Genomic DNA, 16,536 nt, shown 5'->3' with positions numbered 1-16,536 from the left:
AAAAAGCTCCTTCCCATAGCCCACAGGAAATATTTGCTATACAATTTAGATAAACACGATTTTTTAGAGTGGTGATTTCACTTGTTTAAACTTTTACTGATTGAAGACGACGCAACCTTGTTCCATGAAATAAAGGAACGGTTAATGAGCTGGTCCTATGATATGTATGGCATCACTGATTTTAGCCAAGTGATGCAAGAATTTTCCCAGGTGAAACCTGATCTGGTCATTATTGATATCCAGCTCCCCAAATTCGACGGATTCCATTGGTGCCGGATGATACGATCCCATTCCAACGTGCCGATTCTTTTTTTATCATCACGTGACCATCCATCGGACATGGTGATGTCTATGCAGCTTGGAGCGGATGATTTTGTCCAAAAACCGTTCCATTTTGATGTCCTGATTGCAAAAATCCAAGCAATCCTTCGCCGCGTCTATCATTACAGCACCGAGCAAATCGAGCTGAAGACCTGGAACGGGGCCACGGTGGATTATCAAAAAAACACCGTAACCAATGAGTCCGGCATGATTGAACTAACGAAAAACGAAATATTTATTTTACGCCAGCTGATCGAGCAAAAGAATAAAATTGTCACCAGAGAATCCTTAATCAAAAGTTTGTGGGATGACGAGCGGTTTGTCAGCGACAATACATTGACTGTCAATGTCAACCGGCTCCGGAAAAGGCTCGATGAAATAGGTCTAGGACACTTGATTGAGACCAAAGTGGGACAAGGGTATATGGCCGTCGAAGAGGTTCCATTACCATGATGAAAGACTACTTGATGGAACGGCGCAGCTGGATTCTATTGATTGTCTGCCTGGAATTCCTGATTGTCCTGATTGCCTTTTTGGATGCCGCCATACCGGTTTTGCCGATTCTCTATATTGTGTTTTTATCGGCGATTATCTTCACGATTTTTTTCATGGTCCGTTATCAAAAAGAAACTAGATACTACAAAAGCTTGAAAGATTGGGAAAAAGACCTGGATATGACGAATCTTGCTCATGCTGAATCGCCGTTTGAAAAAATAATTGAAGACACCCTCATGACCCAAACCGGTAATCTAAAACAGGAAGCAGCGGATCATTTTACCTCTTTAGAACAGGAAAAGGACGAGCTCTTGTCCTGGATTCATGAAGTGAAAACACCATTGACCGCCATGAATTTAATCATCGACCGCTTGAATGATGAACAGGCAAAAGCCGGCTTGCGCTATGAATGGCTGAGGATTCATCTTCTATTGGACCAGCAGCTCCATCAAAAACGCATTCCTTTTATGGAAAATGACTTATATATTGAAAAAGCGCCGCTACAGCCGATTATTTTTCAGGAAATCAAAACTCTGCAATCCTGGTGCATGCAAAAAGGAATCGGGTTTGAGGTGGAACTGTCCGAAACGGAAGTACTCACAGATGCCAAATGGCTGGGATTTATTATCAGGCAGCTGTTAACGAATGCGGTAAAGTATAGCGAGGAATCGGATATCATCATAAAAAGCTATGTGAAAGACGAGCATACTTGCCTAGACGTGACAGATTGCGGACGAGGCATCGATGCAAAAGACCTGCCCCGAATCTTTGAAAAAGGCTTTACTTCCACAACCAAGCACTATGACAACATTGCAACCGGAATGGGGTTATACCTGGTGCAAAAAGCGGCCAACCCGTTGCTGATACGGATTGGGGTGTCGTCACAACGGGGGCAGGGAACGACGTTTACGTTAACCTTTCCCAAAAGGAATGAGTTTGTCCAACTAACAGGCGTGTGACAAAAATGTCACATGCTTTCTTATTTTGTTCGCTCAATCGAAGGAAGTTCCTATGATGACTTTTTATAATAAAGCTATCGAATAAAGGAGTGTTTGATCACATGCAAATTTTAGAAGCCACTAACATTCATAAAAGCTATGGGAACAAATTCAACAAGCAGGAAGTTTTAAAGGCATTAAACCTATCGATTGAACAAGGGGAATTTGTCAGTATCATGGGGCCATCTGGTTCAGGGAAAACCACGCTGTTAAATGTCCTTTCCTCGATTGACCAAGTGAGCAGCGGGTCAATCAAAATTGAAGGAAGGGAAATTACCCGGATGAAGGAAAAGCAACTGGCCGAGTTCCGCAAGCATCATTTGGGGTTTATTTTTCAAGAATATAACTTGCTCGACACGTTGACGGTGAAAGAGAATATCCTCCTTCCCTTATCCATCACGAAGGTATCGAAGCAAGAAGCGGACCAAACGTTTCTTGCAGTCGCGGCGGAACTGGGAATTACAGAGCTTGCCGGCAAATACCCGAATGAAATATCCGGCGGACAAAAACAGCGGACATCAGCGGCACGGGCGTTTATCCATCAGCCTGGCATTATTTTTGCCGATGAGCCGACAGGGGCACTCGACTCCAAATCCGCATCCGATTTATTAAACAAGCTAAGTCAACTAAATCAAAAACGGAATAGCACCATTGTCATGGTCACCCATGACCCGACAGCAGCCAGCTACAGCAGCAGGGTGATTTTTATCAAGGACGGGCAAATGTACACGCAGTTGAATAAGGGCGAACAATCACGCCAGGAATTTTTTAAAGACATCATGAAAACGCAAGCTGTCTTGGGCGGGGTACAAAATGAGCATTAATCAGCTAATTTTCCGCAATTTAAAAAAGAATGTAAAAAACTATTATCTCTATGTGTTTGCGTTGATCTTTAGTGTGGCTCTTTACTTTGCCTTTGTGACGTTGCAGTACGACCCATCCACAGAAGAAGCGAGAGCAACGATCAAAGGCGCCGCTTCACTACGGGCAGCCACGATCCTGCTTGTTGCGATTGTTTCCATCTTTTTGCTTTATGCCAATAACCTCTTTATCAAGCGGCGCAGCAAGGAAATTGGACTGTTTCAATTGATTGGCATGACCAAGGGGCGGATTTTCCGTATCTTAAGTGCGGAAAACTTTATGATTTACTTTAGTGCATTACTAATTGGGATCTTTCTTGGATTTTCTATTTCCAGATTTATCATGATGATTTTGTTCAAAGTTACGAAAATTGACGCCATCGCCACACTGCATTTTTCATCCCAGGCACTGGTGCAGACGCTGATTGTGTTTGGGGCCATCTACCTTCTCATCATGCTGGTGAATTTTACTTTTATCAAAAAGCAAACGATCCTAGGTTTATTCAGGGTCCTTTCTTCCACAGAAGCAACCGTAAAAAAGCTGTCTGTCTGGGAAGTTGTAATGGGGGTAGCTGGCATCCTGTTGATTGGGTTTGGTTACTATTTTTCCTCCAAGCTATTTGGCGGCGATTTTGTGACGATGAACGAACTGTTTCTCGCCATGGTTTCCATTTTAGGTTCGACAATTATTGGCACCTATCTTTTCTATAAGGGGTCCGTCAGCTTTGTCCTCCATCTGATTCGCAAAAGGAAAGACGGGTATTTAACCATTAATGAGGTGCTTTCCTTAACATCGATTATGTTTCGGATGAAGTCCAATGCCCTGCTGTTGACCATTATCACAACGGTATCCGCTTTGGCCATTGGTTTATTGTCATTGAGCTACATTTCCTATTACTCTGCCGAAAAAACAGCGGCAACCTATGTGGCGGCCGATTTTGCTTTTGTGAAACCGGATGAAGCGGAAAGATTCACAAAAGCTTTGGATGACAACCATTTCAACTATAGTGAAAAAAGGATTGATGTCATTCAAGTGAAGGCCAATCTAAAAAACATCATGGACTCAAACATAGATGGGCTGAATACTAACCCAAAAAGCATGCAAATTCCTGTTATCAGTGACAAATATATTAAAAAGTGGGATGTTGCCCCTAACGAAACCATTTTTACAGGGTATAATGATTTGCTGCAGAAATTCATGCCACTTAAGGATTCTGGCAAGATTGAATTAAAAGGAAAAACAAATGCCATTCCACTAACATTTTGGGGGTTAAAGAAGGAGTATTATATTTCATGGTATTTCACCGCTGGCGGCATCCCGGTTGCCATCGTCGATGAAACCGTGTTTAATGGTTTAAAAAATGATTTGGATCCTTCGCTTCAAAGAGAATCCTCATTATTTATCGGTATCCATTTAAAGGATGAGCAGAATCTAGAAAAGGCCAATCAATTATTTAAAGAAATGAATTTTGGCAAAGACGAGGCCAGTGACTCCCGGCTTGAAATCAGCAATGAGCAAGAAAACACTATGGGATTAATCATGTTTATTGTCGGGTTTTTAGGACTAACCTTTTTAATCACCTCAGGCTGTATTCTTTACTTCAAGCAAATGGGTGAAAGCGAGGAGGAAAGACCAAGTTACACGATTTTACGGAAGCTTGGGTTTACACAGGCTGATTTGGTAAGAGGCATACGGGGGAAGCAGCTATTTAGTTTTGGGATTCCTTTGGTCATCGGTTTGTCCCATAGTTATTTTGCCGTCCAATCCGGTTGGTTCTTGTTCGGTGCAGAGCTCTGGACGCCGATGCTGATGGTCATGGTAATTTATGTTGCCTTGTACTCCATATTCGGCATTCTCTCGGTTCAATATTATAAAAAAGTCATCAAAGAAGCTCTTTAATGAAAGAGTAAAGGAGACTAATTATCGGCAAACCTCCGTAATTAGTCTCCTTTTTTTTATTAGCTAACCTCTATCAGCCGGCTTCTTGATTGCTCTTTAATTGTGCGTACACTTTTAGATACTCGGATGCCTCTTTGGCCATTCCTTTATGTTGATACATTTTACTGATTTTTTGCACTGGGCACGGGTTCTGCGGGTCTAGCTCCATCTCCCAAAAGTAGCATTCGATGGCCTTGTCAAATTGCTTGTAATCAGCGTAATAGTTCCCAAGCTCCATCATTCTGTCTGGATCTTCCGCCAATTCCTGCATGACTTTTATGTTTTTGATGACTTTGGTATCAGGAAATGAGTTTTCGATGGCTGCCAGCTTTTCACAAACGGAATCCAAATCATTCTGTTCCAGCAAGATGACAGCGAGCTGGTGGACCTTTTGTTCAACCTGCTGAAATTGCTCGTTTTGTGGGAGACGGTTTATTAGTCTGATAAAATCGTCAAAATGCTCGATGACAAAATTCGGTTCAGCTTTTTCCCAAATCGTCTGGAGGATAATGTTGTAGGTATCAGGCAATTCGTCAATACATTGGAATAAATACAAAGCTGCAGTTTCATAGCTGCCCTTTCGAATCATGTTTTCTATGATGACTTTTGAATCGTTCAGCACCCGAAATGGATTGATAGTTGCCAGGGCCAAGATGAGCAGCCATTCTTCTTTTGCTATAAACTTCAAAGCCATTTCGGTGTACTTTTCTATTGTGGCGGCATCAGGGAATTGTTCTGCCTTTTCCAGCCACAGCAATAGGGCCGTCAGACTATCATCATTGGCTAATAAATCGGATAACATTGTCCAGTTGTTTGGCAGGGATCGATTTTTAAAACAGTCAACTTCAGCATAGAGAGGATCCTTAATAAGGATATTCGGCGAATTGGAGGTTTCATAAAATTCGTGGTAAGGGAGAAATTCACGGGAATTCATAGGATGTTTCAGCAAATTTAATTCAGGGGCAAATGTATTTAGGAGCTGTAAAATTTGAAACGACTTAAAAAATTGGCCGCTTCTTCTGTAGTGTTTAAAAATTTTGTCCATAAAGGCAGACAACTGATCCTTTTCAAAAAACGCATCAAGAGTTACGGCTATATACGCGGATTCTTGTAAAGAAAAATGAACAGCGAGTTGGGATAACAATTTATTTTTATTAGGTATGGTTACAGATGACTGAGGAAGGGTTGTTTTTATGAGTGGATGGGGTGAGACAATGACGATGCCTTCTTGAAAAGCCTTGCTGATAAAGGAGTTGGCTGGAATTTGTTCCAATATACCGCCGTAAACGAAGTGGTCCTTATAAAAAATGAGATAATGGCATTCATCTTCTCTTGTTTGAACCTCCACCACCTTGCTTCTTGCGTATACAGCAGAACGGGTGACATAGCCCTTAACTAGTTTCTTTTTATCTTTGATGGTTAGTTCTGTTGGTTGTTTTAAATTTTGTTCCATGGTTATTGGCCCCTTTCAAATGGAGGATATCCTTTGTGGCTTAATTTTATTATACCATGCTTTAAACCACATCGACAAAGCGAGGCGAAATCGGGCGATAAATAAACCCGACCCTATCGCCAGCTAGATTAATCAACAAGGATTCGATCTCCTCGCGTGTTCGGCTTTGATATGACCAAGAATTCAGCATCCTCATTACTGTCATTAAACATCTGATGCGGGACAAGCGGCGGTACTTCGATTCCTTCATGTTCCGATAAGCTGTATCGCTCACCATCCACTTCCAATGTCGGGTTTCCGGATAGTACAAAGAAAAATTGCTGGGAATGTTGGTGATAATGCCGTACTTCCGAAGTGCCACCAGGCATCCGTTCGTGGATGATGCTTAAAACTTTCTTGTCTACCAATCTCCAGCCGTCACAGCTGCCTCCCCAGAGGTAATGCTCCACTGTCTTTTTGCTTACCTTCACTAGATAATCTTCCTTTCTCAGTTGCCCTTCATCCCCAATTTTGGGAGTATTCTTTATAAATACGACTCTTAAGGCTGTATTCCTCTTAGGTAATTGGCCTTCCGGAAATGAAATCTTTATAGAACAAAGTGTATAACGCTTTATATTCTCATTTATCGTAATTTTTCTGTTGTATATGCGAATTCAATTTTACTCATCTTATCGAAAATCAAATCACTACTATGAAGGTCCTTCGCTTTTTTCCATGAACTTCTAATAACAAATCATAGTTTTTGCAACAGTATTAGCTAACTTTTAGTCATTATTATTTATTAGTAATTTATACTAATTTATAATTATTATAAAAAAGTATTGATTTTCGAGTGATAAGTGTTATCATTTACTTAAATAATTTTTCAATGAGGTGATTTCATTCATGAGTAATTCTAAGAATCTAACAACCAGCTGGGGTGCACCTGTTGGTGATAATCAAAAATCAATGACGGCCGGACATCGCGGCCCGACCTTAATACAAGACGTCCATTTGCTTGAAAAATTGGCGCACTTCAACCGTGAGCGTGTTCCGGAACGGGTCGTCCATGCGAAAGGTGCCGGGGCCCATGGCTATTTTGAAGTGACCAATGATATGTCCAACTATACTAAAGCGAAGGTTTTCAACGGCGTTGGCAAACGGACACCGATGTTTATCCGTTTCTCCACCGTTGCTGGTGAACTGGGTTCAGCTGATACAGTGCGGGACCCGCGCGGTTTTGCGGTGAAGTTTTATACAGAAGAAGGAAACTATGATTTGGTCGGAAACAACACGCCGATTTTCTTCATTCGTGACGCGATTAAATTCCCTGATTTTATCCATACGCAAAAAAGAGACCCACGAACACATTTGAAAAATCCAACGGCAGTTTGGGACTTCTGGTCTTTGTCACCGGAATCCTTGCACCAAGTTACCTATCTGATGGGTGACCGCGGCATTCCGGCGACCCTGCGCCACATGAACGGCTATGGAAGCCACACCTTCAAGTGGGTCAACGCGGAAGGCGAAGCCGTATGGGTAAAATATCACTTTATTTCCGAACAAGGCGTGAAAAACATGACGGCGGCTGTGGCAGACAAACTTGCCGGTGAAAACCCGGATTATCATACGGAAGACTTGTTTAATGCTATCGAAAAAGTGGATTTCCCTGCATGGAAGCTGTATGTGCAAATGATGCCGTTAGAAGATGCTGACTCCTATCGTTTCGACCCATTCGATGTGACGAAGGTATGGTCCCATAAAGACTATCCGCTGATGGAAGTCGGCCGCATGGTGTTGGACCGCAATCCAGTAAACTATTTTGCCGAAGTCGAACAAGCTACCTTCTCTCCCGGCAATTTTGTGCCTGGCATTGAGGCTTCACCGGATAAAATGCTTCAAGGGCGTCTATTTGCTTATGCAGATGCCCACCGCTACCGTGTCGGGGTCAATCATAATCAGCTGCCCATTAACCGTCCAAGAGCAGAAGTCCATAACTATCAGCGTGACGGCCAAATGCGCTTTGGCGGCAACGGCGGCGGCTCGGTTTATTATGAACCTAACAGCTTTGGCGGCCCTAAAGAAGCGGCTGAACACAAGCAGACTGCTTTTGCAGTGACCGGTCAAGCAGCGAGTGCCGCCTACGATTCTGACGACCACTACACTCAAACCGGCGATCTGTACCGCTTAATGTCTGAGGAGGAGCGGACCCGACTTGTGGAAACAATTGTTGCGGCCATGAAACCTGTTACCAAAGATGAAATCAAACTTCGGCAAATCGAGCATTTCTACAAAGCCGATCCTGAATACGGCACTCGTGTGGCGGAGGGCCTTGGGTTAGCTGTTCCACAGGAAGTGTAAGATAACGAGCTTCATATATTAGAATTCCGATTTCCTATTATTCTATCTTTAATATGGAAGAGGGATGGCTCAAAATATTTAGAATTGAGTCATCCTTCTCCACTCTCTCCAAAGTGAGGAGATGTTACCTTTGAGTCAAGTATCAGAACTAATCCCTTTTTTAAAAAGGAAGGGGCTGCGGATTACCCCGCAAAGAATGCAAATTTTACAAAACATCCTGGATGCGGGCCACCCTACCGTTGAAGAACTATCTATGAAGATGCCTCACGTAAGCATAGCGACCCTTTATAATAACGTGAAGCTGTTTGTAAAACTGGGTATTTTAAATGATCTTCCGTACGGAAATGGCCTGAGCCGATATGAATTCCATAAGTCCAATCACTACCACGTCATTTGCCAATCTTGCGGTGACATTGTCGACTTTGCCTACCCTGCCCTAAAGGAAGTAGAACAAATTGCCGCAAACCTGACAAAATATCAAATCCATCACCACAAAATGGAAATATACGGCATATGCAAAACATGTCAAAAAGACCCCTAAAATGAACACCCCTTTAGAAACCAACTAAACAAAAAGGAGCCCTGAACATGCAAACCAACAAAAAAATCTGCCCAACATGCGGCACCCAAATCAAAATCCTCAAACACAGCACCAAATGCCAATGCTCAAACAAACTCACAACCATCAAATCCATCATCTAAGAGGACAAAAGACGTGGCCTCTCCCCCATTACAGTAACGCTTTAACCTAGTGGGGGCCTGTCCCCCACTCCATTAACGTATTACCACGGTGGGGGACAGGCCCCCGCTCCATTAACGTATTACCACGGTGGGGGACAGGCCCCCGCTCCATTAACGCTTTACCACAGTGGGGACAGGCCCTAAAGTATCCCTTTTTGAAACCTTATTCTGGTTTGTGCGTATATAAGGTACAGGCGTGTTGGGTTAAAAATTTTTATGGACGGGGAGATTACTTTGGGATACAGCATTTTGCAAGTTGGTGTGTATATTGTTGAAGGTTATTATTGGTTGATCCTTGTATCAATTTTGGGTTCTTGGTTTCCTTCGTTTCAGTCGACGAAGGTTGGTATTTGGATTTCCAAACTGGTGGAACCGTACTTAGGTATTTTCAGGAGGTTTATTCCCCCGTTTGGTGCAATTGATTTTTCTCCGATCATTGCCCTTTTTGTCTACCGTTTTTTAAGCAGATTTGCCTTAGAGGGTCTCCGCCAGTCGGTCAATTTTCTAGGTGTATAAAAATATCATTCCTTTCGACAAATTGAAAAGAGCCACTTGGCTCTTTTTTTATTGTAACGAAGCTTTTACACTGTACATAGAAAGGAAAAAGTTAGCAAAAAATAACCAGAGAAGTTTTCCTCTTCTTTGGCATAGTATTTTAAGGCCATCAATAAAGAGGGTTTAAAGGGAGAAAAAGAATGTCAGGTTACCAAGAGATTTTTATGCGGACGATCACCGCTTTTGTATTGTTATGGGGTTTTTTCCATATCCTCGGGAAACAAACACTTGCCCATAAATCCTACCACTTGTTCATCGCTTCCATTACAATGGGGACGATTGCCGGAAATCTTGCCTTCAATACCCGAATCAAATTTTCATACTTCATTCTTTCATTTGTCATAATGGGGTTGATTATCTACCTTTTGAATCTGATGGCGATAAAAAACCACCGGCTCAGAAAATGGATTACCGGAAAACCTGTGGTTCTGATTGAAAAAGGAAAAATTTTGGAGCATTCGATGCGCAAAATAGGCTACACTTTAGAGGAACTGCAGCAGGCGTTGCGGGGCAAAGATATTTTTTACATAGACGAAGTGGAGTTAGCCATCTTAGAAACAAATGAAACGTTATCCGTATTAAAAAAAACTGAGCATCAAGGGATCACTAAGAAGGATTTGGCATTGAAAGCCAGTCACCCCGAACAAACAAGGTATCCCGTGGAATTAATTCTTGATGGAGAAATCCAAATGGACAACTTATCAGAATATGATGTTAACGAACAGTGGCTTAAGTCTGAACTGCAAAAACGGAACCTCCAAGTTTCAGAGGTTTCTTATGCTGTAGTGGGATCAAAAGGCAACTTATATATTGATTTATACCAGGATCAAGTAAGGGATAATAGCAGCCGTAAATTGTAAGGGCTGCTTTTCCTCATCTAGGGGACCTCTCATCAAATTAGCTATGCGCCTTCACAGTAAAACTGATTCTTTCCCCCATTTAAAAGCATTTCACTAGACATTTTCATTAATGGACATGAACAATAAAAACAGGAAGACCTATCAAAACCTAGCATAAATTGACAGGAACGATATCCAGTTTGCTTTTAATATGGAATTAAGGAGGCAGCGATATGGGATGGGTGGAATCATTACAGAGGGCAATTGATTACATGGAAGAACATTTAATGGAACTTTTATTAATAAAAAATATTGCGAAGCAGGCCAATGTCTCGGAATTTCACTTTCAGCGCATGTTTTCAATTTTAACCGATATCTCCGTAGGTGAATATATCCGGCGCAGGCGCCTAACGCTTGCTGCCCAGGAATTATTGGACACAAACAGAAAAGTCATCGATGTCGCTCTGAAGTATGGCTATGAAACTCCGGAAGCTTTTACAAAAGCATTCCGCCGGCAGCATGGCATTGCGCCAAGTCAGGCAAAAAGTTTTGGCGGCATGCTCAAATCATATAATCGCCTGGTCATTCAGGTGAGTCTGAAAGGAGCAGAACCAATGAATTACAAAGTGATGGAAAGAGACAGTTTTCAAGTGGTCGGGATCAAAAGGGAGTTATCCTTGGTCAATGGAGAGAACCAGAGAGAGATTCCGAAAATGTGGGAGGAAGTTCATCAAGATGGGACCAACGATTTATTGTTCGGCCTGAACAAAGGGGAAATCAAAGGAGCCCTTGGTGTATGCGTTGATAGACGACATGAACAGGCAGATTTAATGGACTATTGGATTGCAACCGAATATGAAGGGGAGGTTCCTGCAGGTTTATTAATGCTTGAAATACCTGCAGCCAAATGGGGAGTTTTTGAGGTTCACGGAGCCATGCCGGATGCCATGCAAAAAGCGTGGAAACAAATTTTCACAGAATGGTTCCCTTCCAATCAATATGAACAGGAGGAAGGACCTGAATTAGAGGTATATCCTGCAGGAGATCCGTGGAAACCTGATTATTATTCAGAAATTTGGATTGCATTAAAGCAAAAGTAAAGGCTCCCACTATTTTAATTTATTCGCAGGCAAAGCTTGGGGCTAACCCCAAGCTTTGCCTGCGAATGGGTTCAGTCGGAAACTATGAAGAGCAGCCGCTGCCGCAGCTGGAGCAACTCGAACCGCTTGAACAGCTTGAACCGCCGGAATCACCGCCGCCATGATGACCGCCGCTGTCCCAGCCTCCTGAATCCCCTGAATTTGAATCATGCTTTTCTGAGGAGGCATATCCACAAAAGACGGTGGTCGTGCACCCACTTGTATATTTAATTGTATCAGCAAAGGCATAGGCTTTCGCATGGGCCCAATAATCATCAAAATAATAATAAGAATAAAAGATCATCGCCAGCGACAAGGAGGACATTTCACCAAAATGGCGCGGCCTGGTAAAGCTGCCTTTTTGGTCCAACTGATACATTTTTTCCGCCTCGCCCAATTGGTATTTCATTTGGAACAGTAAATATTCAATTAGTGCCTTGTTTTGTGCATCGTTATTAAAATACTTATCTATTAGGTAGTCTTCGTTCCCATTTCTAAACTCGTTTAGCAACTGTACATCTACGGGGTTTTTGAAAAAACTCCCCCATGACTTCCATGTAAAATTAGTAATCTGAAACAGCTGGGAAAACACCCAGTCAAAAAATGCCCGTTCTTGGGGCTCCGGTTTGGGGTTCGTATTAGGATTATGGTGCATCATTTCCCCTAAAAATCTCTCCGAAAACGTTTGGTAATTCTTTGTAAACAGAAGCATGCTATGCCAAATTTCATCTACTTCATCACTAAACATAGGAGCTTTCTTTAACAGATGAGCCAACAAGAAATAGCGCTTTAACTCAAACAGCCGCCATTCGAACTCATCTTCACTCAATTTAGGATTTTCCTTAAGAAACCTCTGTTTAACTTGCTGCATGTATTCCTCATCCAGTGCATCGTTTAACTTATCAAGCAAAGGCTGCACTGGAACACCCTCAAGTACGCCGAGCCTTTCCGGAATATTCTCCTTTGATAATTGAGGCCGTTTTTTCTTCGCCTTTGAATTAATTCCCACAACAATCCCTGCAACCACAATAACACCCACAATAATTCCAGCAGTCATGAAATCCCCCTCCCCGGTTATCGAATCTTTTGAAAGTTTATACTCTTATTAATATGATAAGCTACTTAAACCATATAGCAAATAACTATACAAAAACTTAACATTCAACGGGGGCCTGTCCCCCGCTCCATCGCCGCTTTAACGCACTAGCAGGGTGGGGGACAGGCCCCCACCCTGCTAAAGCGGTGAAATGTTGACGGCGCAGACTTTGAATTCGGGCATTTTGGAGTGCGGGTCCAAGGCGGGATTGGTGACTCGGTTGATGCTTTGGAGGTCGCTCCAGTGGAAGGAGGTGAACAGGGTGTCTTCCCGGATGGAAGTGGTGATGGATGCCCTCATGACTGCACTGCCTCTTTTGGAACGGATTTTTACCAGGGCCCCATCTTCCAGTTGATATGTTTGAGCCGTATTTGGGTGAACCACAAGTACCGGCTCTGAATACAGCCCGTTTAGTTTGGGGCTTTTCCTGGTCTGCACACCGGATAAATAATGATGCATGATGCGCCCCGTCGTTAAGTACAATGGAAACTCATGACTGACCGGCTCCCTCGGCTCCTGCCTTGCCACAGCAGAAATGACGGCTTTTCCATCTTCATGGGCAAATGTCCTTTCAAATAAACGCCCCGTCCCAGGATGGCCTGGTTCAGGACAGGGCCATAGCACGCCTTGCTCCTCCTGCAGCCTTTGATAGGTAATCCCATAGTAATCGGCCATACCGCCTTTGCTTGCTGCCCTTAGTTCCTCAAAGATTTCCTCCGCACTGGAAAAAGGAAAGTATTCTCCTTTACCTAGCGCCCCCGCCAGGTCACAAAGGATTTCCCAGTCATGCTTGGTTTCTCCGGGTTTCCGGCGGTTTCCCTCCCGAAGCACCACCCGGCCCTCCAGATTGGTTAACGTACCGGTATCTTCTAAATAAGACGTCGTCGGTAAAATCACATCAGCCAGCCGGGCCGTTTCAGAAACATACATGTCCGCCACCACTAAAAAGTCCAATTCCTTTAGTGCCTTTTCTACAAAAATAGCATTTGGATTGGAGACAACGGGATTGGAGCCCATAATAAACAAACCCTTAATCTCCTCGGCAGCTATTTTTTCCATCATTTCATATGCCGACACGCCTTTTTCCGGCAATTCTATGTCATCGATTCCCCAAATGCCGGCAATGTGCTGCCGGTGCTCAGGATTACTCAGCGACCGATAACCCGGAAGCTGGTCGGCCTTCTGTCCATGCTCTCTTCCTCCCTGGCCGTTCGCCTGCCCGGTAATTGCCCCATAGCCGCAGCCCGGCCTTCCGATTTTCCCCGTCACTAATGCCAGATTAATAAAATTCTTGACGGTTTCCACTCCACTGGCATGCTGCTCCACCCCTCTTGCCGTGAAGACAATACCCGTTTCCGCCTTGCCAAAACGCTCCGCGGCTAATTGAATGATGGCAGCAGGGACATCGGTCAGCTCCGAGATCTCCTGCAAATCAATAGATTGTAAATACGCTTGAAGTTCAGTAAAGCCTTTTGTCCGCTCCTTAATAAAGGAGTGGTCGACATATTCTTGTTCCACTATCTCTTTTAGTAATCCAGTAACTAAATTCGCATCCATTCCAGGCTTGATCTTAATATGCAAGTCTGCCAGTTTTGTCGTTGGCGTCTCTCTCGGGTCAATGACAATAATATAACTCCCCCGCTTTTTCGCTTTTAAAAAGTATGGCATCAAAACAGGCTGGCACTCCGCGATGTTGGTTCCCGCCAAAATAATGCACTCTGCGTTTGGGATATCGGAAAGCGTGCAGGTTAATCCCCGGTCCATCCCAAACGCCTGATTGGCTGCCGTTGCAGCTGACGACATGCAAAACCTGCCGTTATAATCGATATATTTGGTCTTTAGGGCCACTCTAGCAAATTTTCCTAGCAGGTAGGCTTCCTCATTTGTCAATGAACCCCCACCATACACCCCCAATACGTCATTGCCATACTCCGCTTGGAGCTTGGTAAACTTTTCTTTCATATAATCGAGGGCCAGACCCCAAGATACGCGGTGAAACTCTCCATCTATTTTTATTAAAGGAAATAAAACCCGCTGCCCATTGACGACATGCTCATGAGCATTAACCCCCTTGATGCACAGACGGCCTTCGGAGGCAGGATCCTCTTTATTAGGTTTCACCTTAAACACCCGCCTGCTTACGATCCTTTCCTCCATTACCTGCATCGTGCATTGAACGCTGCAGTAAGGGCATCTGGCATCATAAATCTCCTCTTTATTCAATTCTTTATATTTGGTCTGAAAGTTGGACAGAAAGTCTTTCATGCCTGATCGAGTCCTCCTGCTGCTGGTTTTACCATCATCTTCTTATCTAATCCCCTTTGCTGCGAAACCGCATCTTGAACTTCATCCGTTTCTTCCGGTTTCGGTTCCTTGAGGAAAAACGCCGCTGCACAACAGAGGAAGGCGGTGATTCCGATTACTTTAAAGAAAACGGAAGAACTGACAAAACCGAGAACCGTTAAAAAGGCCACACCGCCAATATTTCCATAAGCGCCGACCATGCCGCTTACCTGCCCCGTGATTCGCTTTTTTATCAGCGGAACGATGGAAAAAACAGCCCCCGCGCCTGCTTGAACAAAAAAAGAACAGAGCATCGTCAGGGCAATTGCAGCGGGTAATGACCAGCCTGATGTGATAAACGACATTCCGATGTAGGATAAGCTTAAACCCAATAGCATGGTCAGCAATGTTTTTTTCCTGCCAAACCGGTCCCCCATCCAGCCCCCTAACGGCCTCGCTGCCAAATTCGTGAAAGCGAAGCTTGCCGCAATCACGCCTGCCTTGGCTACTGTTAAATCAAAGGTTTCCTCAAAAAACATTGGCAGCATCGAAACAACGGCCAGTTCTGAACCAAATGTTATCAGGTAAGCCAAATCCAGAATCGCCACCTGCCGGAATGAAAACTTCTCTTCTTCAGGGATGTCCTTCTCAAAAACATCTGTGTTATCCGACCAGATTTTCGCAAGATTCCACAAGTATAAAACCGCAAGAACCCCATAAACCAGTGCCGCAATTTTGAAAGAAATAATCGAGGATGTTTCCAGTTTCCACGTAAGAACTCCCAATATGCCGTATATCGGAAAGGTCATTATCATCAATCCGAATAAATCCTGCTGGGAAGTAACCTCCATCGCTCCCATTCGTTTAGCACGTTTGTAAGACTTTCCTTTTGGCGCATCTTGGACGGAGAAATAGTACACAATTCCATAAACAAAAGAAATCACCCCAGTCAGGCAGATGGCATATCGCCACCCGTTCTCCCCGCCAATCCAAAGCGCAATAAGGGGAAGCGAAAAGGCAGCAGCTGCCGATCCAAAGTTCCCCCAGCCGCCGTAAATGCCCTCGGCCAGTCCAATTTGCTTTTGGGGAAACCATTCAGATACCATGCGAATCCCAATCACAAATCCAGCCCCAATTATCCCCAAAAAGATCCTAGAAATAAATAACTGCCAAAAGCTAGTTCCAAAAGCAAAAAAGAAACAAGGAATGCTCATGACGATTAATAAGGCCGAATAGGTCTTTCTCGGCCCGAACCGGTCAACCAACAGACCGATCACAATACGGGCCGGAATGGTTAACGCCACGTTAAAGCTCATGAGTATCCCGACTTCCGTCTTGGTTAAATGGAGTTTTTCCATGATGGTTGTCGTAAACGGAGCCATATTAAACCACACCACAAAAGAGAGAAAGAAAGCAAATGTGGTTAACAGCAAAATTCTTTTATTCCCTTGATAAGGATTATTTCCTTCCATGGTTC

14 protein-coding genes are annotated in these 16,536 nt (G+C 43.6%); 9 read left to right on the top strand and 5 right to left on the bottom strand.

From position 1 onward, the window contains the following. The first annotated feature begins 81 nt into the window (after positions 1-81). The 4 genes from ACY8D0_RS00755 to ACY8D0_RS00740 all read left to right on the top strand — a co-directional run bounded on the left by ACY8D0_RS00755 (position 82) and on the right by ACY8D0_RS00740 (position 4,574). Positions 82-774, top strand: a complete 693-nt coding sequence (locus ACY8D0_RS00755) for a response regulator transcription factor (protein WP_462408611.1) — start codon at positions 82-84, stop codon at positions 772-774. Then, positions 771-1,775 (top strand): sensor histidine kinase, encoded by a 1,005-nt coding sequence (locus tag ACY8D0_RS00750; protein ID WP_462408610.1) that lies wholly within the window; start codon positions 771-773, stop codon positions 1,773-1,775. The genes ACY8D0_RS00755 and ACY8D0_RS00750 overlap by 4 nt, the downstream gene beginning before the upstream one ends. A 101-nt stretch (positions 1,776-1,876) precedes the next feature. Then, complete coding sequence (locus tag ACY8D0_RS00745) at positions 1,877-2,638, top strand: ABC transporter ATP-binding protein (RefSeq protein WP_462408609.1); 762 nt, start codon at positions 1,877-1,879, stop codon at positions 2,636-2,638. After that, positions 2,628-4,574: an FtsX-like permease family protein gene (locus tag ACY8D0_RS00740; RefSeq protein WP_462408608.1), complete on the top strand. Its 1,947-nt coding sequence runs from the start codon at positions 2,628-2,630 to the stop codon at positions 4,572-4,574. Before ACY8D0_RS00745 ends, ACY8D0_RS00740 begins: the two co-directional genes overlap by 11 nt. Before the next feature lie 73 nt (positions 4,575-4,647). Here the strand turns inward: ACY8D0_RS00740 and ACY8D0_RS00735 are convergent, their stop codons facing one another. Together ACY8D0_RS00735 and ACY8D0_RS00730 are read right to left on the bottom strand one after the other, a co-directional pair. Next, the gene (locus ACY8D0_RS00735) at positions 4,648-6,066 is read right to left on the bottom strand and encodes a tetratricopeptide repeat protein (protein ID WP_462408607.1); all 1,419 of its coding nucleotides are present in this window, start codon (positions 6,064-6,066) and stop codon (positions 4,648-4,650) included. Positions 6,067-6,194: 128 nt separating this feature from the next. Then, a complete protein-coding gene (locus tag ACY8D0_RS00730; RefSeq protein WP_462408606.1) occupies positions 6,195-6,536 on the bottom strand; it encodes a cupin domain-containing protein in 342 nt (113 codons plus the stop codon). A 415-nt stretch (positions 6,537-6,951) separates the two neighbouring features. Here ACY8D0_RS00730 and katA point away from each other — a divergent pair, with 415 nt between their 5' ends. The 5 genes from katA to ACY8D0_RS00705 all read left to right on the top strand — a co-directional run bounded on the left by katA (position 6,952) and on the right by ACY8D0_RS00705 (position 11,641). Beyond that, positions 6,952-8,406: a catalase KatA gene (gene katA / locus ACY8D0_RS00725; RefSeq protein WP_462408605.1), complete on the top strand. Its 1,455-nt coding sequence runs from the start codon at positions 6,952-6,954 to the stop codon at positions 8,404-8,406. A 130-nt stretch (positions 8,407-8,536) separates the two neighbouring features. Next, positions 8,537-8,947 (top strand): Fur family transcriptional regulator, encoded by a 411-nt coding sequence (locus ACY8D0_RS00720; RefSeq protein WP_462408604.1) that lies wholly within the window; start codon positions 8,537-8,539, stop codon positions 8,945-8,947. 434 nt (positions 8,948-9,381) lie between these two features. After that, positions 9,382-9,663: a YggT family protein gene (locus ACY8D0_RS00715; RefSeq protein WP_462408603.1), complete on the top strand. Its 282-nt coding sequence runs from the start codon at positions 9,382-9,384 to the stop codon at positions 9,661-9,663. Between the two features lie 179 nt (positions 9,664-9,842). Continuing rightward, a complete protein-coding gene (locus ACY8D0_RS00710) occupies positions 9,843-10,562 on the top strand; it encodes a DUF421 domain-containing protein (protein ID WP_462408602.1) in 720 nt (239 codons plus the stop codon). A gap of 212 nt (positions 10,563-10,774) precedes the next feature. Continuing rightward, entirely contained in the window at positions 10,775-11,641 is an 867-nt protein-coding gene (locus ACY8D0_RS00705) for an AraC family transcriptional regulator (protein WP_462408601.1), read from the top strand. Positions 11,642-11,723: 82 nt separating this feature from the next. Here ACY8D0_RS00705 and ACY8D0_RS00700 read toward each other — a convergent pair whose 3' ends face one another. The 3 genes from ACY8D0_RS00700 to ACY8D0_RS00690 form a co-directional block, all read right to left on the bottom strand. Further along, positions 11,724-12,737: a glycine-rich domain-containing protein gene (locus ACY8D0_RS00700; protein WP_462408600.1), complete on the bottom strand. Its 1,014-nt coding sequence runs from the start codon at positions 12,735-12,737 to the stop codon at positions 11,724-11,726. A 177-nt stretch (positions 12,738-12,914) separates the two neighbouring features. Then, a complete protein-coding gene (gene nasC / locus ACY8D0_RS00695; RefSeq protein ID WP_462408599.1) occupies positions 12,915-15,041 on the bottom strand; it encodes an assimilatory nitrate reductase catalytic subunit NasC in 2,127 nt (708 codons plus the stop codon). Continuing rightward, the gene (locus ACY8D0_RS00690; protein ID WP_462408598.1) at positions 15,038-16,531 is read right to left on the bottom strand and encodes a NarK family nitrate/nitrite MFS transporter; all 1,494 of its coding nucleotides are present in this window, start codon (positions 16,529-16,531) and stop codon (positions 15,038-15,040) included. Before ACY8D0_RS00690 ends, nasC begins: the two co-directional genes overlap by 4 nt. Between the last annotated feature and the right edge of the window lie 5 nt (positions 16,532-16,536).

Source organism: Neobacillus camarae (assembly GCF_054950115.1).
Note: the sequence above shows the minus strand (reverse complement) of the source record. Positions and strands in the feature narration are given on the sequence as shown.